Origin of the sequence: Arthrobacter sp. EpRS71, assembly GCF_001512285.1 — a bacterium.
Classification (GTDB): Bacteria; Actinomycetota; Actinomycetes; order Actinomycetales; family Micrococcaceae; genus Arthrobacter.
This window is the reverse complement of the sequence record NZ_LNUV01000006.1, coordinates 2,184,043-2,202,200: the sequence shown is the minus strand read 5'-3', so window position 1 is coordinate 2,202,200 and position 18,158 is coordinate 2,184,043. Positions and strand designations below refer to the sequence as shown.

The following is an 18,158-nucleotide window of genomic DNA, read 5'->3' as shown; positions in this document are numbered from 1 at the left end:
TATTCTATCGAATGGATAAAGGCCGTGCACTTACTGCGTCCGGCGAAACCAAGGAGCTTCCATGACTGCCTTCCTCATACTGCTGCTCCTCGTCATCGCTGGCGGGGTTGGCTTTGCAGTCGGGTTAGCGAAGGGGCGACGCAGGACTGCCCACCACCCTTCTTCTGTGCAGGAGCAAGCTGCCTCCTACCAAGCGGGTTTTCTCGCCGGCCACCTGGCTGGGTGGCGGGACGCTGAGGCCAAGGGGCACAACAGTGACCAGGCAGCTGCCCGGACGGTCACTCCTGCTCCTGTGAGTCCACCGCCGAACCAGTCGTACATTCAGTCGCCCGTGCAGCCTCCGGCGCCGCCCATGACGCCGCCGCCGACTGTTTACAACCCGGTGCAGCCCCGGACGCAGGCTTTCCAGCCGCCTGCGCAACCCGTGGCCCGGCCAGCCGCGCAGCAGCCTGCGGCGCAGCAGCCGGCTGCCTTCCGGGTGCCACAGCCGCCGGTGGTGCGCGAAACCCCTGAGGCTGCCGCTGCGCGCAAGGAGAAGCGCGACCAGCAGAACATCAACGTCACCCTCTACGTTGCCAGTCTCCTGTTGGTTGCCGCCGGTGCGTTGTTCGTGGGCACGAGCCTTCCGGCTCTCTTCCGTTTTGTGGGCATCTGGTTCATTACTGCACTGTTCTACGTCGCGGGCATGGTGATCCACTCGCGCGTTCCCCGCCTCCGACCGGCTGCCATTGCCTTCGTCGGAACCGGGCTGGCGCTCGTTCCGGTCACAGGGCTGGCCATGTACAACTTTGTGCTCCACAACGGCCCCGCGGCGTGGTTGGTCACCTCGTTGCTGGGTACAGCCGTTTACGCTTACACCGCTGTGCGGTTGGATAACAAAGTCCTGGCCTTCCTGTCCCTCAGTTTCGTCGTCTCAACTGCGTGGTCCGGAGTGTCCGTTCTGGGGGGCGCCCTGGTCTGGTACTTCACGGCCCTCATCGGGGTGGCGGTTCTTTTGACGGTCATCTCCTTGCTGCGGCCCAAGTGGCTTCCTCCGCTGTACGTCCGTCCCCTCATGGTGCTGCATCCCGCCTTGGTACCCGTTGTGGCCGTTGCCGTAACCTTCACGCCGCACCTTTTGTCCAAAGGAGAGTACGCCTTGGTCATGCTGATGTGCGGCGTCTATTTCGCCGTGATGTTCTTTGTGCCGCAGGCCCGGTACAGGGTGCAGCATCTCTATGCAGCGCGGGCTGCGCTGACGCTCGCTTTGCTGGGAGTGGTGTGGGACGTCACGGCGAATGTGAGTACGGTGTTGTTGGCCGCAGTAATCTGCCTTGGAGTCCAATCCCTGGGGGTTGCCTTCGGTGGCAGGAAGCTTCTGCCGCGCTTCTGGTGGAATGACGCCGTGTCCTGTTTGGCGTTGCAGCTGATCATCTCCACTATCCTCACGGTGGTACTTGAGTTCAGGCCGTTCGATCTTCCCAACTATGTTCCACTCGCCTTGACCATGCTGACTGCCATGGTGATCGGGTGGAAACTGGGCCGCGGAACGGAGTTTGCGCCGGCCGCTGTGCTGGGGGTGGCTGGTGCGCTGGGTGGACTGTTGAGTGCATGGCCCGTCTCGGTACTTCTGGCAGCAGCCGCGCTCTACTGGTTCCTGCGAGCTTTCCTTACGCCCAACGCGTTCCGCCAGTATTTGATTCTGGCTGGCCGGGTGGCCCTCACCCTGGCCGTGCCCATGGGTGTGGCTGGCGCGTTGACAGGGAATCCGGACAAGACTTCTTACGCTCTGGCGGGTTTCGTGGCCGCAACAGCTGCGCAGCAACTTCTAAGCGCCGGCTTGGCTCGTGGGGGAGTCCGGCTTTTGGCCCCGCAGGCTACGGTGGCTGGCTTCGGTGCCGCCGCAGTGGCAGGCCTTCTTGTTCTGCCGGTATTTGACGTCACTGCAGGGCACCCGGTTGTTGCCGCAGCTGTACTCCTTGTCCTGACGGCAAGCTTGGCCTCGGGCTTTCTCATGTTTCCGCCCGCTCGTCCGGACGCAGGTACCGGGAGTGCGTGGCGCCTCACGGTGGCTGAAGCCATCGTGCCCACCACTGCAGTCATCACTGGCGGCGTGGCGGCAGCTTTCGTGTCCTGGTCGTTGGGAAACGGCGTCCTCCTGGCATTGCTTGCGTACCTGGTGGTCACCGCCCTGAGGATCTCCCCGTCGTTCCACAGGCAGTGCTATTGGTGGATGGCCAGGGCAGCCGGCACGGTGTTGGTGGCATCCGCCTACGGCGACGCGACACGGGATGGCTGGGGCATCCGCCTCGCCGGTGAAATGCCCGCTACTGGACTGGTAGTGGTTGTGGCTGCTGCGTTCCAGTTGGTCCTGCCACTCCTTGCCGCTAGTCGACGCCGTTTCCCCCGGGCTTCTGTACTTGATGCCGGCACTGTTCTTATCGTCATGGCCGCCGCCAGCACATCCCTTACTGTCGCCACGGCGTTGTCCGGGTTGAGCGATCGGGACAGCTGGCAGCCTGGGTTTGCCGCCGCAGTTACTGCCCTTGCCGCCGTCTTGGCCAGCGCGATTCTCCGACGCCACCCCGTTGGCTGGATCTTTGCTCCCGCTGTATTTGTCGTTCTCCTGGCACTTCGCGCGGGGAACATCCGGGATGTCGAAATTTTGCTGGGCATCTTTGCTGCCTATAGCGGCTTCATGGTGGGCGCAATTCGCCAGCCCTTGATCCGCGGTTGCTACCTACTGGCGGTCCGGGTGCTTACGGGCGCCTTCGTAGCGGTGTTAGTGGCCGATGTCACGGATTCCGCGGCAGCGGTATCCATCAGCGTGGCAGTGATGCTCGCGTTGCAGCACGTGCTGACTTTGCTTATGCAAAGGCGGGGCGTAGACGTAGCCTTCCAGCAGGCCACAGTCCACGCCACGTTGGCTGCCCAACTCTTGCTGCCGTTCGCCTACTTGTTTGCGCGGGATTACGACGGCGGAGGCCGCTGGGTGGTGTTGCTTGAGATGGTTCTGGTCACGGTGTCAGCAGCTGTTGCCTGGCGGAACCTTGGGGCACGAGCATCCCGGTACTTCGGTACCGTTGCCATCGGGGCGGGTGTCATCGCCGCCGGGCCGGCACTCGTGTTCCCTGTATCAACCTGGCTGTATCAACCGCTGCTGGACAAATCCCAAGTCCCTGTTGTCCTGCTCGTCCTGGCAGTTGCCGTGACGGCTGCCCGGGCCGTTTTCCGGCCGAAGCCGGTGGAAGAGACGTCGGTTGCCAACGTCACGGAGCGGCTCTTCTGGTTCATCTCAGCCTTGGCGTTCACCCTGGTGGGTGGCGGTTTCACCTTGGGTACTTCCTCGTCCCTGACCGGGCTCTCCATGGTGGTCCTGGCCGGCGTCCTCTTCGCTGCCTCGCACTTTGAGCGGCTTCCGGGTCTCTACGCGGCGGCTGCCCCGGCAGTGCTGGTAGGAGCGGTTCCCGCCGTCGACGGTTTGCTGGAGGGGCTGCCCGCGGGCGTCTGGAGCAACTACGCTCCTTGGCTCATTGGCGGAGTCGGGACCGCGCTGCTCCTCTATTCCCTGAAGATGTTCGGCGGAGCTGCCATCAAGGGGAACCACTGGAGACGGAATTCCCTGGCCGCCACTGCGGTCCTGGCGGTTGCAACAGCTGCAGCCGTGGGATTGGGGCGAGACCAAACATCCATGCTGGGATTCGTCCTGGTGCTGGCCACCGGGGTCATGGTGGTGGTTGAGGTACCGCGCGGCAAATGGCTGGCTGCTGAGCTTGCCGGGATTGTCTCTGTTGCAGCTCTTCAACGGGCGGTGCTGTTCGTGGACGGGGCCAGTCCTGATCTCTTCTGGACCGCGCAGTGGTACGTGGCGGCCGGGGCCGTTATAGCAGGGCTGCGCTACGGTGACGGGCAGCGTGCGGCGGGCCTCCTACGCCTGTGTGTTACAGGCGGGTTGCTTTCCCTGATGTCTCTGGGGACCATCTTCAGCGGAACGTCCTCGCAGCAGTTCTACGTACTCGTGGCCCATGTTTTGCTTCTGGCCGCAGGCCTGCTTCTTGCTGAGCGGGTATTGGTATGGTGGGGTGCCATTGCCGTCGCGCTGAGCATTATGTGGGCCCTGCGTTCTTACGCCTTTGCCATGCTTGCCCTCGTTGCCTTGGGGCTGATCGTGCTGGCGGTATGGCGTTTGAACCGGAAGCCGCCCAGCAATACCGGCGGTCCGGGCCAGGGTGGTGATCCGAGCGGTGTCCCTCCAGTGCGGACCCGTGACGGAATCCGATAATGTTGCAGTCTACAAAGAGGAGCGCACCATGGAATTCCTGATTTTCCTGGCAGTCATTGCTGTTGTCGGCGGCGGCGTGCTGTGGGGTCGAAAGAACTTCAAGGGCGAGATCGAACGCGCCAAGCGGATTCGTCGCGCCAACAGAAGCAAGTAGGCTCCGCACCCAGCCAGCGCGATTTAACTCACGCGGGCTATGAGTGATGGTGGCGTGCCCGGACGAGGGACCGATACCAGTGGAACGAATCCTTGGGAGTGCGTTCCAAGGTCTCGAAATCCACGTGGATCAGCCCGAATCGTTGCGAGTAGCCTGCCGCCCACTCGAAATTGTCCAATAAGGTCCAGACGTAATACCCGCGAAGGTCCACGCCCTCGGCGATGCCTCCGGGCCCCGTTGCGGTCAGGGCGTGGCCCAGGTGTTCAGCCAGATAGGTGATGCGGTTGGTGTCTTGGACAGGTCCATCAACATGGGCAGGCTCGGGAAAGCTGGCGCCGCCTTCCGTGATGTAGACGGGAGGAAGTGCCTTGCCGTAGCGGTCCTTCATCTCGCGCAGCAGCAACGCCAGATATTCCGGCGCAACGGGCCAGCCGAATCCAGTGGTCTCATACCCCTGGTAGGCGGCCAGATGGAAGGGAACCTTGGTCATCTCAGGCGAGGTTCCGGTGGGGATCTCTGCCGGTCCGGGGCCGGCTGCCACCATTGCCGGGTAGTAGTAGTTGAGCCCATAAAAGTCCAACGGTTGGCTGATGAGTTCCAGATCGCCGTCGTGGATGGTACCCAGTGAGCGGAACCACGGCTTCATGGGCAAGGGTGGCTTGGGGTATTGGCCGAGCAGTATAGCGTCCGCATAAATGCGATTAAGGATCAGGTCCAGCGCCTGGGTCATCAAACGGTCGCCCAGACCGTTGCTGGCGGGCTCGACGGGGCAGTGCATGTTGGAAATCCCGATCTGCCCTTTCACGCCTGCGTCCCGGAGGACCCGTACGGCCATTCCGTGTCCCAGCAATTGATGATGTGCCGCTGGCAGAGAGTCGAAGAGCAGTTGCCGGCCGGGGGCGTGCACTCCCAACGCATATCCTTGCACGGTAACTGATACGGGTTCGTTCATGGTGACCCAGTGCTCCACCCGGTCACCGAAGCGCCCCGCGGCGGCTTCGCAGTAGACGGCAAAACGTTCGGCAGTGTCCCGGTTCATCCACCCCCCGGCATGCTCCAACTCCAGCGGAGTATCCCAGTGGTACAGCGTGGCCATGGGGGAGATGCCGGCGGCCAGCAGCTTGTCGATCAGGCGATCATAAAAGTCGAGCCCCCGCTGGTTGACTGCGCCCTTGCCTCCGGGTTGGATGCGCGGCCACGAGAGCGAGAAGCGATAGGAATCAACGCCGAGCTCCTGCATCAGGGCGATGTCTTCATCGGAGCGGTTGTAGTGATCGCACGCCACGGTGGGGGAGCCGCCGTCGACTATTGCTCCGGGCTTTTCGGCGAACGCGTCCCATCCCGACGGCCCGCGTCCATCAGCGGTCAACGAGCCCTCAATCTGGAAAGCGGCAGCCGCAACACCCAGCGTGAACCCCGGGCGCAGGCGGGCGGCGAGATCTTCCACGGAGCCTGCATCCTGGGCGTTCATGCCCCCATCATCCTCACCGGATGAGGGGCGGGCAATGGCTCCTCGGGGCCGATTGGCCTTTACACCATATTTCCGCCATACTGGATGAGTTGTTCAAGCGCTTCTTCGTGTCCCGATCCGGATAATGCCGGGTGTCAGGGTCCAGGCTGAAGCCCAAACATAACCCTGAACCCCATGATTGCGGTCGAGTTTGCGTGGAAATCGCGACACGCCCGACCGCGGGGGTCGGTGCGCCGGCAAGGTGAGGAACCCGGATTCTTCCGGATTCAGCTTGTGCGGCGTGTGGTGGTAGATCCTCAAACGCTTCGGCGGCCACATCAACAGGTAAGTAAACAGAGCAGCCCTAACTAGAGCAGCACTAGCTGAAAGAGAGTCAGGCGACATGGCGGGACAAAAAATCCGCATCCGGCTGAAGTCATATGACCACGAGGTCATTGATGTTTCAGCGCGGAAGATCGTTGAGACGGTCACGCGCGCAGGCGCAACGGTAGTCGGCCCGGTGCCCCTGCCGACGGAGAAGAACGTTTACTGCGTTATTCGCTCTCCTCACAAGTACAAGGACAGCCGTGAGCACTTCGAAATGCGTACTCACAAGCGTCTGATCGACATCATCGACCCCACGCCGAAGGCTGTTGACTCGCTTATGCGTCTCGACCTGCCCGCCGACGTGAACATCGAAATCAAGCTCTAGGGAGGTGCTGAGAGACTATGACCGCAACCCGTAACGTAAAGGGCCTGCTGGGCACGAAGCTCGGCATGACCCAGGTCTGGGACGAGAACAACAAGCTCATCCCGGTAACTGTTGTCCAGGCTGACTCCAACGTCATCACCCAGCTGCGCAACGCAGAGGTAGATGGCTACGTCGCCGTTCAGATCGGCTACGGCCAGATCGACCCCCGCAAGGTCACCAAGCCGCTGGCTGGTCACTTTGAAAAGGCTGGCGTAACTCCTCGCCGCCACGTCGTCGAACTGCGTACCGCAGACGCCGCATCCTACGAGCTGGGCCAGGAGCTCTCTGTTGAGATCTTCGAAGCCGGCCAGAAGATCGACGTCGTCGGCACCTCCAAGGGTAAGGGCTTTGCCGGTGTTATGAAGCGTCACGGCTTCCACGGCGTTGGCGCTTCCCACGGTGCCCACAAGAACCACCGTAAGCCTGGCTCCATCGGTGGCGCATCCACCCCGAGTCGCGTCTTCAAGGGCCTGAAAATGGCCGGCCGCATGGGCGCCGAGCGTCACACCACGCTGAACCTCACGGTTCACGCCATTGACGCTGAGAAGTCGCTGCTCCTTATCAAGGGTGCCGTCCCCGGTGCCCGCGGCCAGGTCGTACTCGTACGCACCGCCGTGAAGGGAGCCTAGTTAAATGACTAGCACTGTCAAGGTAGACCTGCCCGCAGAGATCTTCGACGTTCAGACCAACGTGCCGCTGCTGCACCAGGTCGTCGTCGCACAGCTCGCTGCTGCACGCCAGGGTACCCACAAGACGAAGACCCGCGCCGAGGTTTCCGGTGCAGGTCGCAAGCCGTTCAAGCAGAAGGGCACCGGCCGCGCCCGTCAGGGTTCAATCCGTGCTCCTCACATGACCGGCGGTGGCGTTGTCCACGGTCCGACCCCTCGTGACTACAGCCAGCGCACCCCCAAGAAGATGAAGGCTGCTGCACTCCGTGGCGCCCTGTCTGACCGCGCCCGTAACGGCCGCATCCACGTCATCGCTGAACTGGTAGCCGGCACCAAGCCGTCCGCCAAGGAAGCACTGGCGTCGCTGCGCGCAGTCTCCGAGCGCAAGAACCTGCTCGTCGTAATCGAGCGCGCCAACGATGTTGCTGCACTCTCCGTGCGCAACCTCGAAGGTTTTCACGTTCTGTACGCAGACCAGTTGAACACCTACGACGTACTCATCTCCGACGACGTGGTCTTCACCAAGGCTGCTTTCGAGGCGTTCGTCGCTGACAAGGCCAAGAACGAGGAGGCCTCCAAGTGAGCGTAACCACCATCAAGGACCCGCGCGACGTCGTGCTTGCACCCGTCGTATCGGAAAAGAGCTACGGTCTGATCGACGAAGGCAAGTACACCTTCCTGGTGGACCCTCGCTCGAACAAGACCGAGATCAAATTGGCCGTTGAGAAGATCTTCTCGGTCAAGGTTGACTCGATCAACACCATCAACCGTGCCGGTAAGCGCAAGCGCACCAAATTCGGCTGGGGAACGCGCAAGAGCACCAAGCGTGCAATTGTCACCCTCAAAGAAGGCACAATCGACATCTTCGGCGGTCCGCTCGCGTAGCGGAGACCACTTTAACGAGGAAATAAATTATGGGAATCCGTAAATACAAGCCGACTACCCCGGGCCGTCGTGGCTCGAGCGTAGCCGACTTCGCTGAAATCACGCGATCGACTCCGGAAAAGTCGTTGCTGCGTCCGCTGCACAAAACAGGCGGCCGTAACAACTCCGGTAAGATCACCACCCGTCACAAGGGTGGTGGGCACAAGCGCCAGTACCGTCTGATCGACTTCCGTCGTCACGACAAAGATGGCATCAACGCCCGCGTTGCCGAAATTGAGTACGACCCGAACCGCACGGCTCGCATCGCACTCCTGCACTACGTTGATGGCACCAAGCGTTACATCATCGCTCCCAACAAGCTGTCCCAGGGTGACTTCGTCGAGGCTGGTCCTGACGCTGACATCAAGCCGGGCAACAACCTGCCGCTGCGCAACATCCCGGTTGGTACCGTAATCCACGCAGTTGAACTGCGTCCGGGTGGCGGCGCCAAGATGGCACGTTCCGCAGGTGCTTCGGTACAGCTCGTTGCCAAGGAAGGCCGCTTCGCTCAGCTGCGTCTGCCCTCCGGCGAAATCCGCAACGTTGACGTGCGCTGCCGCGCAACCGTCGGCGAGGTGGGCAACGCCGAGCAGTCGAACATCAACTGGGGCAAGGCCGGCCGCATGCGCTGGAAGGGCGTTCGCCCGACCGTCCGTGGTGTAGCCATGAACCCGGTTGACCACCCGCACGGTGGTGGTGAAGGTAAGACTTCCGGTGGACGTCACCCGGTTAACCCGAACGGCAAGCCCGAGGGCCGTACCCGCCGTCCGAACAAAGAGAGCGACAAGCTTATTGTTCGTCGCCGCCGTACTGGCAAGAACAAGCGATAGGAGCCTGGACACATGCCACGCAGCCTGAAAAAAGGTCCTTTCGTTGACCAGCACCTCTTTGTGAAGGTCGCACGGGAAAACGATAAGGGCACCAAGAACGTCATCAAGACCTGGTCCCGCCGTTCGATGATCATCCCCGACATGCTCGGGCACACGATCGCCGTACACGACGGACGCAAGCACATCCCGGTGTTTGTCACTGAGTCGATGGTCGGGCACAAGCTCGGCGAATTCGCTCCCACGCGGACATTCCGCGGCCATGTTAAGGACGACCGTAAGGGCAAGCGCCGCTAGGCGCCTGACTTTACGTCTTAGACGAGAGAAGGAAAGCAATGGAAGCCAAGGCTATTGCGCGTCACATCCGCGTAACGCCTATGAAGGCCCGGCGCGTCGTCAACCTTGTTCGTGGTAAGCAAGCGAATGAGGCTCTGGCAATTCTGAAGTTTGCCCCCCAGGCAGCTTCGGAGCCGGTATTCAAGGTACTTCAGTCGGCAATGGCCAACGCACGTGTCCTCGCGGACCGTGACGGCGTTGCATTCGACGACAGCGACCTCTTCATCACCGAAGCATTTGTTGATGAAGGCCCGACCATGAAGCGGTTCCAGCCGCGTGCCCAGGGCCGCGCCTACCGCATTAGGAAGCGGACCAGCCACATCACGCTGGTTGTCGCAACCCCGGAGAAAGAGGAGGCTCGCTAAGTGGGACAGAAAGTTAACCCGCACGGGTTCCGACTCGGCATCACCACCGACCACGTTTCGCACTGGTTCGCTGACAGCACCAAGCCCGGACAGCGCTACAAGGATTTCGTCCGCGAGGACATCAAGATCCGTCAGCTCATGTCCACCGGCATGGAGCGCGCCGGCATCGCCAAGGTCGAGATCGAGCGCACCCGTGACCGTGTCCGCGTGGATATCCACACGGCACGCCCGGGTATCGTTATCGGCCGCCGCGGCGCTGAAGCAGACCGCATCCGCGGCGAGCTCGAAAAGCTCACCGGCAAGCAGGTTCAGCTGAACATCCTCGAGGTCAAGAATCCCGAGATGGAAGCACAGCTTGTTGCCCAGGGCATCGCTGAGCAGCTGACTTCCCGCGTGGCTTTCCGCCGTGCGATGAAGAAGGCCATGCAGTCCGCACAGCGTGCGGGTGCCAAGGGTATCCGTGTTGCTTGCTCGGGTCGTCTGGGTGGCGCAGAAATGTCCCGCTCGGAGTTCTACCGCGAAGGCCGTGTGCCCCTGCACACCCTCCGCGCGAACATCGACTACGGCTTCTACGAAGCCAAGACCACCTTCGGCCGTATCGGTGTGAAGGTTTGGATCTACAAGGGTGACGTAACTGCCAAGGAACTGGCTCAGCAGGCAGCTGCTGCTCCGTCCCGTGGCCGTGCAGGAGACCGTCCGGGCCGCCCGGGTGGCGACCGCCGTCGTCGTAACGACCGTCCGGCAGCTGAGGCAGCACCCGCTGCCGTTGAAGCACCGGCCGCTGAAGCTGCTGCTCCGGCAGCAGAAGGAGGACAGGCTTAAATGCTTATCCCACGTCGAGTCAAGCACCGTAAGCAGCACCACCCGGGTCGTTCCGGCGCTGCAACGGGCGGCACCAAGGTCAGCTTCGGTGAGTACGGTATCCAGGCTCTCAGCCCGGCATACGTAACCAACCGTCAGATCGAGTCTGCTCGTATCGCGATGACCCGCCACATCAAGCGTGGCGGTAAGGTCTGGATCAACATCTACCCGGACCGTCCGCTCACGAAGAAGCCTGCCGAAACCCGCATGGGTTCCGGTAAGGGTTCTCCTGAATGGTGGGTCGCAAACGTCAAGCCGGGCCGGGTTCTCTTCGAACTCTCCGGTGTCAATGAAGAGGTAGCTCGCGAGGCCCTGCGCCTGGCAATCCACAAGCTCCCGTTGAAGGCACGCATTGTGCGTCGCGAAGGTGGTGAATAGAAATGGCAGTAGGGTCGAAGGATCTCGCACCCGCACAGCTGGACGGTTTCGACAACGAGCGTCTCGTTGAAGAACTCCGCAAGTCCAAGGAAGAGCTGTTCAACCTGCGTTTCCAGTCCGCCACCGGACAGCTGGAGAACCACGGTCGCCTGCGCGCGGTAAAGAAAGACATCGCACGCATCTACACCGTTCTCCGTGAGCGCGAGCTGGGCATTCGTGCCGAGGTTGCCGCACCGGTTGTGGAAGCCAAGGAAGAAAAGAAGTCCAAGAAGGCTGCCAAGGCTGAAAAGGCCGAGGTTGAAGCTGGAGAGGACGCCAAGTGAGCGAGAAGGAAACTGTGACGGAAGCAGCAGCCAGCGCTGAACAGCGCGGTTACCGTAAGACGCGTCGCGGCTACGTTGTCTCTGACAAGATGGAAAAAACCATCGTTGTTCAGGTTGAAGACCGCGTGAAGCACGCTCTGTACGGCAAGGTTATTCGCCGCACCTCGAAGATCAAGGCTCATGACGAAGAGAACACCGCCGGCATCGGCGACCTCGTTCTCATCTCAGAGACCCGCCCGCTCTCCGCTACCAAGCGGTGGCGTCTGGTGGAGATCCTCGAAAAGGCCAAGTAAATCCGACGCCAGGCATGCCTGGCAGTGATTCACTGGAGAAGCCCGTATTCCCTTGGGAATGCGGGCTTCTCCGCTTCTCCAGCCGTTTCGGTTTCAGGCTCTTAACGTGCTAGGATATTGAGTTTGTATGGCGCCACTTGTGCGTCGTCCACTACCTCGTAAACAATCGTGCCGCTGCATACTGCCCCGCGCAGAGTTTTCTGCAAGGGAAGCTGATGCTTGTGGCACGGGCGTTTAGGCCTGTACTGGCAAAATCCAGGCAGGTCAAGAGACACCCCGATCAACCGTTCCGCAAGGCTCATTCCGTATGCATGATTTCGGTCTGAGAACCGGCGCGACGCAAGGAGTAAAAATTGATTCAGCAGGAGTCGCGACTCAAGGTCGCCGACAACACGGGTGCTAAGGAAATCCTTACCATTCGCGTTCTCGGTGGATCCGGTCGTCGCTACGCAGGCATCGGCGACGTCATCGTCGCCACCGTCAAGGACGCTATCCCTGGCGGCAACGTAAAGAAGGGTGACGTCGTCAAGGCTGTCATCGTTCGTACCAAGAAGGAACGCCGCCGTGCGGATGGTTCCTACATCAAGTTTGACGAAAACGCAGCTGTGATCCTGAAGAACGACGGTGACCCCCGCGGTACCCGTATCTTCGGCCCGGTTGGTCGTGAACTTCGCGACAAGAAGTTCATGAAGATCGTTTCGCTGGCCCCGGAGGTGCTTTAGTCCATGGCTAAGATCAAGAAGGGTGACCTCGTTCAGGTCATCACCGGCGCCAAGCAGGAACGTGGCGGCGACCGCGGCAAGCAGGGCAAGGTCCTGCGCGTATTCCCGGACACCAACCGCGTGCTGGTAGAGGGAATCAACCGCGTCACCAAGCACACCAAGGTCGGTCAGTCGCAGCGCGGCACCAAGACCGGTGGCATCGAGGTTGTTGAAGCCCCGATCCACGTTTCCAACGTTGCTTTGGTTGACCCGTCGACCAAGAAGCCGACCCGTGTTGGTTTCCGTCTCGACACCGTTGAGAAGGATGGCGCTACCAAGACCGTCCGTATCCGCGTGTCCAAGGCCACCGGGAAGGACATCTAATGACTGAGACTCTCGAGACTCCAGTAAAGATCGTTCCGCGTCTGAAGACGAAGTACGCAGAGACCATCAAAAAGTCCCTGCAGGACGAATTCAGCTACGCGAACGTCAACCAGGTTCCCCGCCTGGTCAAGGTTGTAGTGAACATGGGTGTTGGAGATGCCGCCAAGGACTCCAAGCTGATCGACGGCGCCGTCCGCGACCTCACCCTGATCACCGGCCAGAAGCCGCAGGTAACCAAGGCCCGCAAGTCGATCGCACAGTTCAAACTGCGCGAAGGCATGCCCATCGGTGCACACGCAACTCTGTGTGGAGACCGCATGTGGGAATTCGTGGACCGTCTGGTTTCGCTGGCACTGCCGCGTATCCGCGACTTCCGCGGCCTCAACGGCAAGCAGTTCGACGGCAACGGTAACTACACCTTCGGTCTGACCGAGCAGGTTATGTTCCACGAAATCGATCAGGATTCCATCGACCGCGTTCGCGGTATGGACATCACGGTCGTCACCACCGCCAAGACCGATGACGAAGGCCGCGCGCTGCTCAAGGCGCTTGGTTTCCCGTTCAAGACCGAAAACTAACTACGTGACAGGTCCGACCGCGCACGCTCCTAGGAGCGGGCGCAGCGGAAACCGGTACGAGGAAGGGCTATAGCCCAAATGACTATGACAGATCCTGTCGCAGACATGCTCACGCGTCTGCGCAATGCAAACTCGGCATACCACGACACCGTGTCCATGCCGTACAGCAAACTGAAGGCACGCGTTGCTGACATCCTGAAGGCAGAAGGCTACATTGCCGGCTGGAAGGAAGAAGACGCCGAGGTTGGCAAGAAGCTGACCATCGACCTGAAGTTCGGTCCGAACCGCGAGCGTTCCATCGCTGGCGTCCGCCGCATCTCCAAGCCGGGCCTCCGCGTTTACGCGAAGTCCACCAACCTGCCGCACGTGCTGGGTGGCCTGGGTATCGCAATCCTGTCCACCTCTTCCGGCCTCCTGACTGACAAGCAGGCCGGCAAGAAGGGCGTGGGCGGCGAAGTCCTCGCGTACGTCTGGTAACGGGAAAGGAAGAGAATAATGTCACGTATTGGACGTCTCCCCATCACCGTTCCTGCCGGAGTTGAGGTCAAGCTCGATGGCTCCGTCATCAGCGTCAAAGGTGCCAAAGGCGAGCTGAGCCACACTGTGGCCAGCCCGATCGAGGTTACCCAGGAAGAGAACACTCTCACGGTCACCCGCCCGAACGACGAGCGCAACTCGCGTTCGCTGCACGGCCTGACCCGCACCCTGATCGCCAACATGATCCAGGGCGTTACCGAGGGCTACGAGAAGAAGCTTGAAATCGTTGGTACTGGTTACCGCGTTCAGGCCAAGGGTTCTGACCTGGAGTTCGCTCTGGGCTACAGCCACCCTGTCAGCGTCTCTGCACCCGAAGGCATCACCTTCGTAGTAGAGGGTCCGACCAAGCTCTCTGTTGCGGGTATCAACAAGCAGCAGGTCGGCGAGGTTGCTGCCAACATTCGCAAGCTGCGCAAGCCTGACCCCTACAAGGGCAAGGGTGTCCGTTACGCCGGCGAAGTCATCCGCCGCAAGGTCGGAAAGGCTGGTAAGTAAACCATGGCCATCGCAATTAACAAGAAGCGTTCGAACAAGAGCAAGTCTGCTGCACGCAGCCGTCGCCAGCTTCGTATCCGCAAGCGCATCACCGGTACGGCTGTACGTCCTCGTCTGGTCGTCAACCGTTCGGCACGTCACGTATTCGTCCAGGTTGTCGATGACAGCAAGGGTGTAACCGTGGCTTACGCTTCCACCCTGGAAGCTGACCTCCGCGCATTTGACGGAGACAAGACTGCCAAGGCCAAGCGCGTCGGCGAGCTCGTTGCCAAGCGTGCCCAGGCTGCAGGCGTCGAAGCTGTTGTCTTCGACCGTGGCGGTAACAAGTACCACGGCCGCATCGCCGCCGTCGCTGACGGTGCTCGCGAAGGTGGGCTGGCACTGTGACCGTTGAAAATAACGAAAAGGACATTCAGGTGACTGAAGCTGTAGCTGCTGAAGCAACTGAGACCGCACCCGCTACCGATGACCGCCGCGGCGGACGTCGTGGCGAGCGCGGCGACCGTGGCCAGGGCCGCGGCGACCGTGGTGGCCGCGGTGGCCGCGACGGCGGTCGTGAGGCTGAGAAGAGCCAGTTCGTAGAGCGCGTTGTCACCATCAACCGCGTTGCCAAGGTCGTCAAGGGTGGTCGTCGCTTCAGCTTCACCGCTCTCGTCGTCGTCGGTGACGGCAACGGTATGGTCGGCGTTGGCTACGGCAAGGCCAAGGAAGTTCCCGCGGCTATCGCAAAGGGCGTTGAAGAGGCCAAGAAGTCCTTCTTCCGCGTTCCCCGCGTTGGCAGCACCATCCCGCACCGTGTGCAGGGTGAGGCCGCTGCAGGTGTAGTCCTGCTGCGTCCGGCTTCCGCCGGTACCGGTGTTATCGCCGGTGGTCCGGTCCGCGCGGTATTGGAGTGCGTGGGTATCCACGACATCCTCTCCAAGTCGCTCGGTTCCTCAAACGCGATCAACATCGTTCACGCGACTGTTGCCGCTCTGAAGCAGCTCGAAGAGCCCGCTTCCGTGGCTGCCCGCCGTGGCCTGCCGCTGGACGAGGTTGCTCCTGCTGCTCTGGTGCGCGCGCTCCAGAACCAGAAGGCAGGTGTTTAGTCATGGCTAAGAACCTGACTCCCTCCGACGCCAAGTTGGAGATCACCCAGATCAAGGGCGTCATTGGCGCCAAGCAGAACCAGAAGGCTACCCTTCGGTCCCTCGGCCTCAAGCGCATCGGACACACTGTTGTCCGCAACGCTGACGCCGTGACCGTTGGCATGCTGAACACGGTTCCGCACCTCGTGAATGTAGAGGAGGCGAAGTAATGGCAGAGAACAAGACCGCCGAAGAGACTGTTGAGAAGCAGCACGCTCTGAAGGTCCACCACCTGCGCCCCGCCCCGGGTGCCAAGACCGCCAAGACCCGTGTTGGTCGTGGTGAAGGCTCCAAGGGTAAGACCGCTGGTCGCGGTACCAAGGGTACGAAGGCCCGCTACCAGGTAAAGGCTGGCTTTGCCGGCGGCCAGCTGCCGCTGCACATGCGCCTGCCGAAGCTGCGCGGCTTCAAGAACCCGTTCCGGGTTGAGTTCCAGGTTGTTAACCTGGAGAAGCTCAACGAGCTGTTCCCGGAAGGTGGCGTTGTCACCGTGGAGTCCTTGGTTGAGAAGGGTGCCGTTCGCAAGAACCAGCCCGTGAAGGTGCTGGGCACCGGCGACATCACCGTCAAGGTTGACGTCACGGTCCACGCATTCTCTTCCAGCGCTGCGGAAAAGATTGCTGCAGCTGGCGGAAGCACCACTGCTCTCTAAGAGCAAGTGGGGCAAAAGCCCGTTGTAAAAAGATCCCGGTATGCGGGGCTTCGGCCTCGTATACCGGGATTTTTTGCGTGATTGTGGGCTCTCGATTATTCCGACGGCGTCACAAGCGGTTAGACTCGGTTGTTGGGTTTCATTGATCCATCCACATCCTTGTACTTTCTACTCAGGAGGACGCTTGCTAAGCGCATTCGGCCGGGCGTTTCGGACGCCTGATTTGCGACGCAAGTTGTTGTTCACGCTGGGAATCATCACAATCTTCCGCTTGGGAGCTTTCATCCCCTCGCCTGGTGTGAACTACCAGAATGTCCAGCAATGCTTGAACACCGGTGACACCTCGCAGGGCATCTACCAGCTGGTGAACTTGTTCAGCGGCGGCGCGTTGCTGCAGGTTTCAGTGTTTGCGTTGGGCATCATGCCCTACATCACTGCGAGCATCATCGTGCAGCTGCTCCGGGTGGTCATTCCCCGGTTCCAGCAGCTCTACGAAGAGGGCTCCTCCGGTCAGTCAAAGTTGACGCAGTACACCAGGTACCTCACTATCGCCCTCGGTCTGTTGAACGCCACCACTCTGGTGTCTCTTGCCCGATCCGGTCAGCTGCTCCCTGGTTGCAACCTGCCCATCATTCCTGATGAGAGCATCATGACCACCATCCTCATCATCATCACGTTGACGGCCGGCACCGGCCTCATCATGTGGATGGGCGAACTGGTCACCGAAAAGGGTGTTGGCAACGGTATGTCGTTGCTGATCTTCACCTCCATCGCCGCAAGCTTCCCCGGCTCGCTGGGCTCCATTTGGGAGTCCAAGGGTCCTGGCACCTTCTTCACAGTCCTGGCCGTCGGCCTGCTCACAGTAGCCCTGGTGGTGTTTGTGGAGCAGTCACAGCGTCGTGTTCCCGTTCAGTACGCCAAGCGGATGATCGGACGCCGCACTGTGGGCGGCACCAGCACGTACATCCCCATCAAGGTGAACATGGCCGGCGTCGTGCCTGTCATCTTCGCTTCCTCCATGCTGTACCTGCCCGGGCTGATTTCGCAGTTCAACCAGCCGGCGCCAGGGGAGCAGATGGCCCCGTGGGTTGAGTGGATCAACAACAACCTCACCCGTGGCGACCACCCCATCTACATGGCTCTGTACTTTGCCATGATTGTGTTCTTCACCTACTTCTACGTTGCCATCACCTTCAACCCTGAAGAAGTGTCGGACAACATGAAGAAGTACGGCGGGTTTATTCCGGGCATCCGGGCGGGTAAACCGACCGCGGACTACCTGCAGTACGTGCTTTCCAGGATCACTTTGCCTGGAGCCCTCTACTTGGGCTTCGTGGCGTTGATTCCTTTGGTTGCACTTGTCCTGATCAACGCCAACCAGAACTTCCCGTTCGGTGGCACGTCTATTTTGATCATGGTGGGTGTTGGCCTGGAAACCGTCAAGCAGATTGATGCGCAGCTACAACAACGTCACTACGAAGGGCTTTTGCGATGACGAGAATGCTGATCATTGGACCTCCCGGTTCGGGCAAGGGTACGCAGGCTGAGCGGATTTCCGAGCGCCTCGGCGTAGTCGCCATCTCCACCGGCGACATCTTCCGTGCCAACGTCAAGGGCGAAACCCCTTTGGGCATCGAAGCCAAGAAGTACATGGACGCCGGGGACTTTGTTCCGGACAGCGTCACGAACGATATGGTTCGTGACCGCTTGAGCCAGAGCGATGTCGAAAACGGCTTCCTCCTGGATGGCTACCCGCGCACCACCGCGCAGGTTGACTACCTTGACCAGATCCTCGCTGAGGGCGAGCAGGAGCTCGACGTCGTGCTCCAGCTCACCGCTGACGACGAAGAACTGGTCACCCGTCTCCTGGGCCGTGCCAAGGAAACGGGCCGCTCGGATGACAACGAAACCGTCATCCGCCACCGCCTGGATCTCTACCACGAGCAGACCGAGGCAGTTGTGGCCAAGTACGCCGAGCGTGGCATCCTCACGCAGGTTGATGGCATCGGTGGTATCGATGAAGTTACCGACCGCGTGCTGACGGCGATCGAGTCGGCCAAGGCCGTGTAGTTTGTTCTCCACGTAGCCGGCAG

Annotated in this window: 25 protein-coding genes; 24 read left to right on the top strand and 1 reads right to left on the bottom strand. The window is 60.9% G+C overall.

Going from position 1 to position 18,158, the window contains the following annotated elements; translation table 11 throughout:
* The first annotated feature begins 61 nt into the window (after nucleotides 1-61).
* The gene (locus AR689_RS20655; protein ID WP_062073180.1) at nucleotides 62-4,261 is read left to right on the top strand and encodes a hypothetical protein; all 4,200 of its coding nucleotides are present in this window, start codon (nucleotides 62-64) and stop codon (nucleotides 4,259-4,261) included.
* 28 nt (nucleotides 4,262-4,289) lie between these two features.
* The gene (locus tag AR689_RS23695) at nucleotides 4,290-4,415 is read left to right on the top strand and encodes a hypothetical protein (RefSeq protein ID WP_286158888.1); all 126 of its coding nucleotides are present in this window, start codon (nucleotides 4,290-4,292) and stop codon (nucleotides 4,413-4,415) included.
* A 37-nt stretch (nucleotides 4,416-4,452) separates the two neighbouring features.
* Here the strand turns inward: AR689_RS23695 and AR689_RS20645 are convergent, their stop codons facing one another.
* Nucleotides 4,453-5,886 carry a GH1 family beta-glucosidase gene (locus AR689_RS20645; RefSeq protein WP_062073175.1) on the bottom strand — a complete coding sequence of 478 codons (1,434 nt, stop codon included), beginning with the start codon at nucleotides 5,884-5,886 and terminating at the stop codon, nucleotides 4,453-4,455.
* Nucleotides 5,887-6,268: 382 nt separating this feature from the next.
* Here AR689_RS20645 and rpsJ point away from each other — a divergent pair, with 382 nt between their 5' ends.
* The 22 genes from rpsJ to AR689_RS20535 all read left to right on the top strand — a co-directional run bounded on the left by rpsJ (nucleotide 6,269) and on the right by AR689_RS20535 (nucleotide 18,135).
* Complete coding sequence (gene rpsJ, locus AR689_RS20640) at nucleotides 6,269-6,577, top strand: 30S ribosomal protein S10 (protein ID WP_003803825.1); 309 nt, start codon at nucleotides 6,269-6,271, stop codon at nucleotides 6,575-6,577.
* A 17-nt stretch (nucleotides 6,578-6,594) separates the two neighbouring features.
* Complete coding sequence (gene rplC / locus AR689_RS20635; protein WP_011775595.1) at nucleotides 6,595-7,245, top strand: 50S ribosomal protein L3; 651 nt, start codon at nucleotides 6,595-6,597, stop codon at nucleotides 7,243-7,245.
* A 4-nt stretch (nucleotides 7,246-7,249) separates the two neighbouring features.
* Nucleotides 7,250-7,867: a 50S ribosomal protein L4 gene (rplD, locus tag AR689_RS20630; protein WP_062073173.1), complete on the top strand. Its 618-nt coding sequence runs from the start codon at nucleotides 7,250-7,252 to the stop codon at nucleotides 7,865-7,867.
* Entirely contained in the window at nucleotides 7,864-8,169 is a 306-nt protein-coding gene (rplW, locus tag AR689_RS20625) for a 50S ribosomal protein L23 (RefSeq protein ID WP_024817589.1), read from the top strand. Before rplD ends, rplW begins: the two co-directional genes overlap by 4 nt.
* Before the next feature lie 29 nt (nucleotides 8,170-8,198).
* Nucleotides 8,199-9,038, top strand: coding sequence for a 50S ribosomal protein L2 (gene rplB / locus AR689_RS20620; RefSeq protein WP_011775592.1), 840 nt, complete (start codon nucleotides 8,199-8,201; stop codon nucleotides 9,036-9,038).
* 12 nt (nucleotides 9,039-9,050) lie between these two features.
* Nucleotides 9,051-9,332 (top strand): 30S ribosomal protein S19, encoded by a 282-nt coding sequence (gene rpsS / locus AR689_RS20615; RefSeq protein WP_011775591.1) that lies wholly within the window; start codon nucleotides 9,051-9,053, stop codon nucleotides 9,330-9,332.
* A gap of 38 nt (nucleotides 9,333-9,370) precedes the next feature.
* Nucleotides 9,371-9,736, top strand: coding sequence for a 50S ribosomal protein L22 (rplV, locus tag AR689_RS20610; RefSeq protein ID WP_011775590.1), 366 nt, complete (start codon nucleotides 9,371-9,373; stop codon nucleotides 9,734-9,736).
* Complete coding sequence (gene rpsC, locus AR689_RS20605) at nucleotides 9,737-10,558, top strand: 30S ribosomal protein S3 (protein WP_011775589.1); 822 nt, start codon at nucleotides 9,737-9,739, stop codon at nucleotides 10,556-10,558. It abuts the gene before it with no gap.
* A complete protein-coding gene (gene rplP, locus AR689_RS20600; protein ID WP_003803795.1) occupies nucleotides 10,559-10,975 on the top strand; it encodes a 50S ribosomal protein L16 in 417 nt (138 codons plus the stop codon). It begins immediately after the preceding gene.
* A gap of 2 nt (nucleotides 10,976-10,977) precedes the next feature.
* Nucleotides 10,978-11,298 carry a 50S ribosomal protein L29 gene (gene rpmC, locus AR689_RS23690; RefSeq protein WP_014922387.1) on the top strand — a complete coding sequence of 107 codons (321 nt, stop codon included), beginning with the start codon at nucleotides 10,978-10,980 and terminating at the stop codon, nucleotides 11,296-11,298.
* Nucleotides 11,295-11,591, top strand: a complete 297-nt coding sequence (rpsQ, locus tag AR689_RS20590) for a 30S ribosomal protein S17 (RefSeq protein WP_011775587.1) — start codon at nucleotides 11,295-11,297, stop codon at nucleotides 11,589-11,591. The genes rpmC and rpsQ overlap by 4 nt, the downstream gene beginning before the upstream one ends.
* Nucleotides 11,592-11,944: 353 nt before the next feature.
* Nucleotides 11,945-12,313 carry a 50S ribosomal protein L14 gene (rplN, locus tag AR689_RS20585; RefSeq protein ID WP_003803789.1) on the top strand — a complete coding sequence of 123 codons (369 nt, stop codon included), beginning with the start codon at nucleotides 11,945-11,947 and terminating at the stop codon, nucleotides 12,311-12,313.
* Nucleotides 12,314-12,316: 3 nt separating this feature from the next.
* Nucleotides 12,317-12,676, top strand: coding sequence for a 50S ribosomal protein L24 (gene rplX / locus AR689_RS20580; protein WP_062073171.1), 360 nt, complete (start codon nucleotides 12,317-12,319; stop codon nucleotides 12,674-12,676).
* Nucleotides 12,676-13,254 (top strand): 50S ribosomal protein L5, encoded by a 579-nt coding sequence (gene rplE / locus AR689_RS20575; RefSeq protein WP_062073169.1) that lies wholly within the window; start codon nucleotides 12,676-12,678, stop codon nucleotides 13,252-13,254. Before rplX ends, rplE begins: the two co-directional genes overlap by 1 nt.
* Nucleotides 13,255-13,332: 78 nt before the next feature.
* Nucleotides 13,333-13,731: a 30S ribosomal protein S8 gene (rpsH, locus tag AR689_RS20570; RefSeq protein ID WP_011775584.1), complete on the top strand. Its 399-nt coding sequence runs from the start codon at nucleotides 13,333-13,335 to the stop codon at nucleotides 13,729-13,731.
* 18 nt (nucleotides 13,732-13,749) lie between these two features.
* On the top strand, nucleotides 13,750-14,286 hold the full coding sequence (gene rplF, locus AR689_RS20565) for a 50S ribosomal protein L6 (RefSeq protein WP_062073167.1): 537 nt from the start codon (nucleotides 13,750-13,752) through the stop codon (nucleotides 14,284-14,286).
* Between the two features lie 3 nt (nucleotides 14,287-14,289).
* Entirely contained in the window at nucleotides 14,290-14,673 is a 384-nt protein-coding gene (rplR, locus tag AR689_RS20560) for a 50S ribosomal protein L18 (RefSeq protein WP_062073165.1), read from the top strand.
* 29 nt (nucleotides 14,674-14,702) lie between these two features.
* A complete protein-coding gene (gene rpsE, locus AR689_RS20555) occupies nucleotides 14,703-15,374 on the top strand; it encodes a 30S ribosomal protein S5 (protein WP_011775581.1) in 672 nt (223 codons plus the stop codon).
* A 2-nt stretch (nucleotides 15,375-15,376) separates the two neighbouring features.
* Nucleotides 15,377-15,583, top strand: a complete 207-nt coding sequence (gene rpmD / locus AR689_RS20550) for a 50S ribosomal protein L30 (RefSeq protein WP_011775580.1) — start codon at nucleotides 15,377-15,379, stop codon at nucleotides 15,581-15,583.
* Entirely contained in the window at nucleotides 15,583-16,065 is a 483-nt protein-coding gene (rplO, locus tag AR689_RS20545; protein WP_062073163.1) for a 50S ribosomal protein L15, read from the top strand. Before rpmD ends, rplO begins: the two co-directional genes overlap by 1 nt.
* Before the next feature lie 184 nt (nucleotides 16,066-16,249).
* Nucleotides 16,250-17,560: a preprotein translocase subunit SecY gene (secY, locus tag AR689_RS20540; RefSeq protein WP_024817581.1), complete on the top strand. Its 1,311-nt coding sequence runs from the start codon at nucleotides 16,250-16,252 to the stop codon at nucleotides 17,558-17,560.
* Between the two features lie 5 nt (nucleotides 17,561-17,565).
* Nucleotides 17,566-18,135 (top strand): adenylate kinase, encoded by a 570-nt coding sequence (locus tag AR689_RS20535; RefSeq protein ID WP_178997654.1) that lies wholly within the window; start codon nucleotides 17,566-17,568, stop codon nucleotides 18,133-18,135.
* Nucleotides 18,136-18,158: the final 23 nt, after the last annotated feature.

What these genes read in the sequence shown, in the direction of transcription:
- rplF (WP_062073167.1), top strand. Translation starts at nt 13,750, where the DNA reads ATGTCACGTATTGGACGTCTCCCCATCACCGTTCCTGCCGGAGTTGAG.
- AR689_RS20655 (WP_062073180.1), top strand. Translation starts at nt 62, where the DNA reads ATGACTGCCTTCCTCATACTGCTGCTCCTCGTCATCGCTGGCGGGGTT.
- rplB (WP_011775592.1), top strand. Translation starts at nt 8,199, where the DNA reads ATGGGAATCCGTAAATACAAGCCGACTACCCCGGGCCGTCGTGGCTCG.
- rplE (WP_062073169.1), top strand. Translation starts at nt 12,676, where the DNA reads ATGACTGAGACTCTCGAGACTCCAGTAAAGATCGTTCCGCGTCTGAAG.
- rplC (WP_011775595.1), top strand. Translation starts at nt 6,595, where the DNA reads ATGACCGCAACCCGTAACGTAAAGGGCCTGCTGGGCACGAAGCTCGGC.
- rplP (WP_003803795.1), top strand. Translation starts at nt 10,559, where the DNA reads ATGCTTATCCCACGTCGAGTCAAGCACCGTAAGCAGCACCACCCGGGT.
- rpsS (WP_011775591.1), top strand. Translation starts at nt 9,051, where the DNA reads ATGCCACGCAGCCTGAAAAAAGGTCCTTTCGTTGACCAGCACCTCTTT.
- rplD (WP_062073173.1), top strand. Translation starts at nt 7,250, where the DNA reads ATGACTAGCACTGTCAAGGTAGACCTGCCCGCAGAGATCTTCGACGTT.
- AR689_RS20535 (WP_178997654.1), top strand. Translation starts at nt 17,566, where the DNA reads ATGCTGATCATTGGACCTCCCGGTTCGGGCAAGGGTACGCAGGCTGAG.
- rpsH (WP_011775584.1), top strand. Translation starts at nt 13,333, where the DNA reads ATGACTATGACAGATCCTGTCGCAGACATGCTCACGCGTCTGCGCAAT.
- rplX (WP_062073171.1), top strand. Translation starts at nt 12,317, where the DNA reads ATGGCTAAGATCAAGAAGGGTGACCTCGTTCAGGTCATCACCGGCGCC.
- AR689_RS20645 (WP_062073175.1), bottom strand. Translation starts at nt 5,886, where the DNA reads ATGAACGCCCAGGATGCAGGCTCCGTGGAAGATCTCGCCGCCCGCCTG.
- rplR (WP_062073165.1), top strand. Translation starts at nt 14,290, where the DNA reads ATGGCCATCGCAATTAACAAGAAGCGTTCGAACAAGAGCAAGTCTGCT.
- rpmC (WP_014922387.1), top strand. Translation starts at nt 10,978, where the DNA reads ATGGCAGTAGGGTCGAAGGATCTCGCACCCGCACAGCTGGACGGTTTC.
- rplV (WP_011775590.1), top strand. Translation starts at nt 9,371, where the DNA reads ATGGAAGCCAAGGCTATTGCGCGTCACATCCGCGTAACGCCTATGAAG.
- rplO (WP_062073163.1), top strand. Translation starts at nt 15,583, where the DNA reads ATGGCAGAGAACAAGACCGCCGAAGAGACTGTTGAGAAGCAGCACGCT.
- AR689_RS23695 (WP_286158888.1), top strand. Translation starts at nt 4,290, where the DNA reads ATGGAATTCCTGATTTTCCTGGCAGTCATTGCTGTTGTCGGCGGCGGC.
- rpsJ (WP_003803825.1), top strand. Translation starts at nt 6,269, where the DNA reads ATGGCGGGACAAAAAATCCGCATCCGGCTGAAGTCATATGACCACGAG.
- rpmD (WP_011775580.1), top strand. Translation starts at nt 15,377, where the DNA reads ATGGCTAAGAACCTGACTCCCTCCGACGCCAAGTTGGAGATCACCCAG.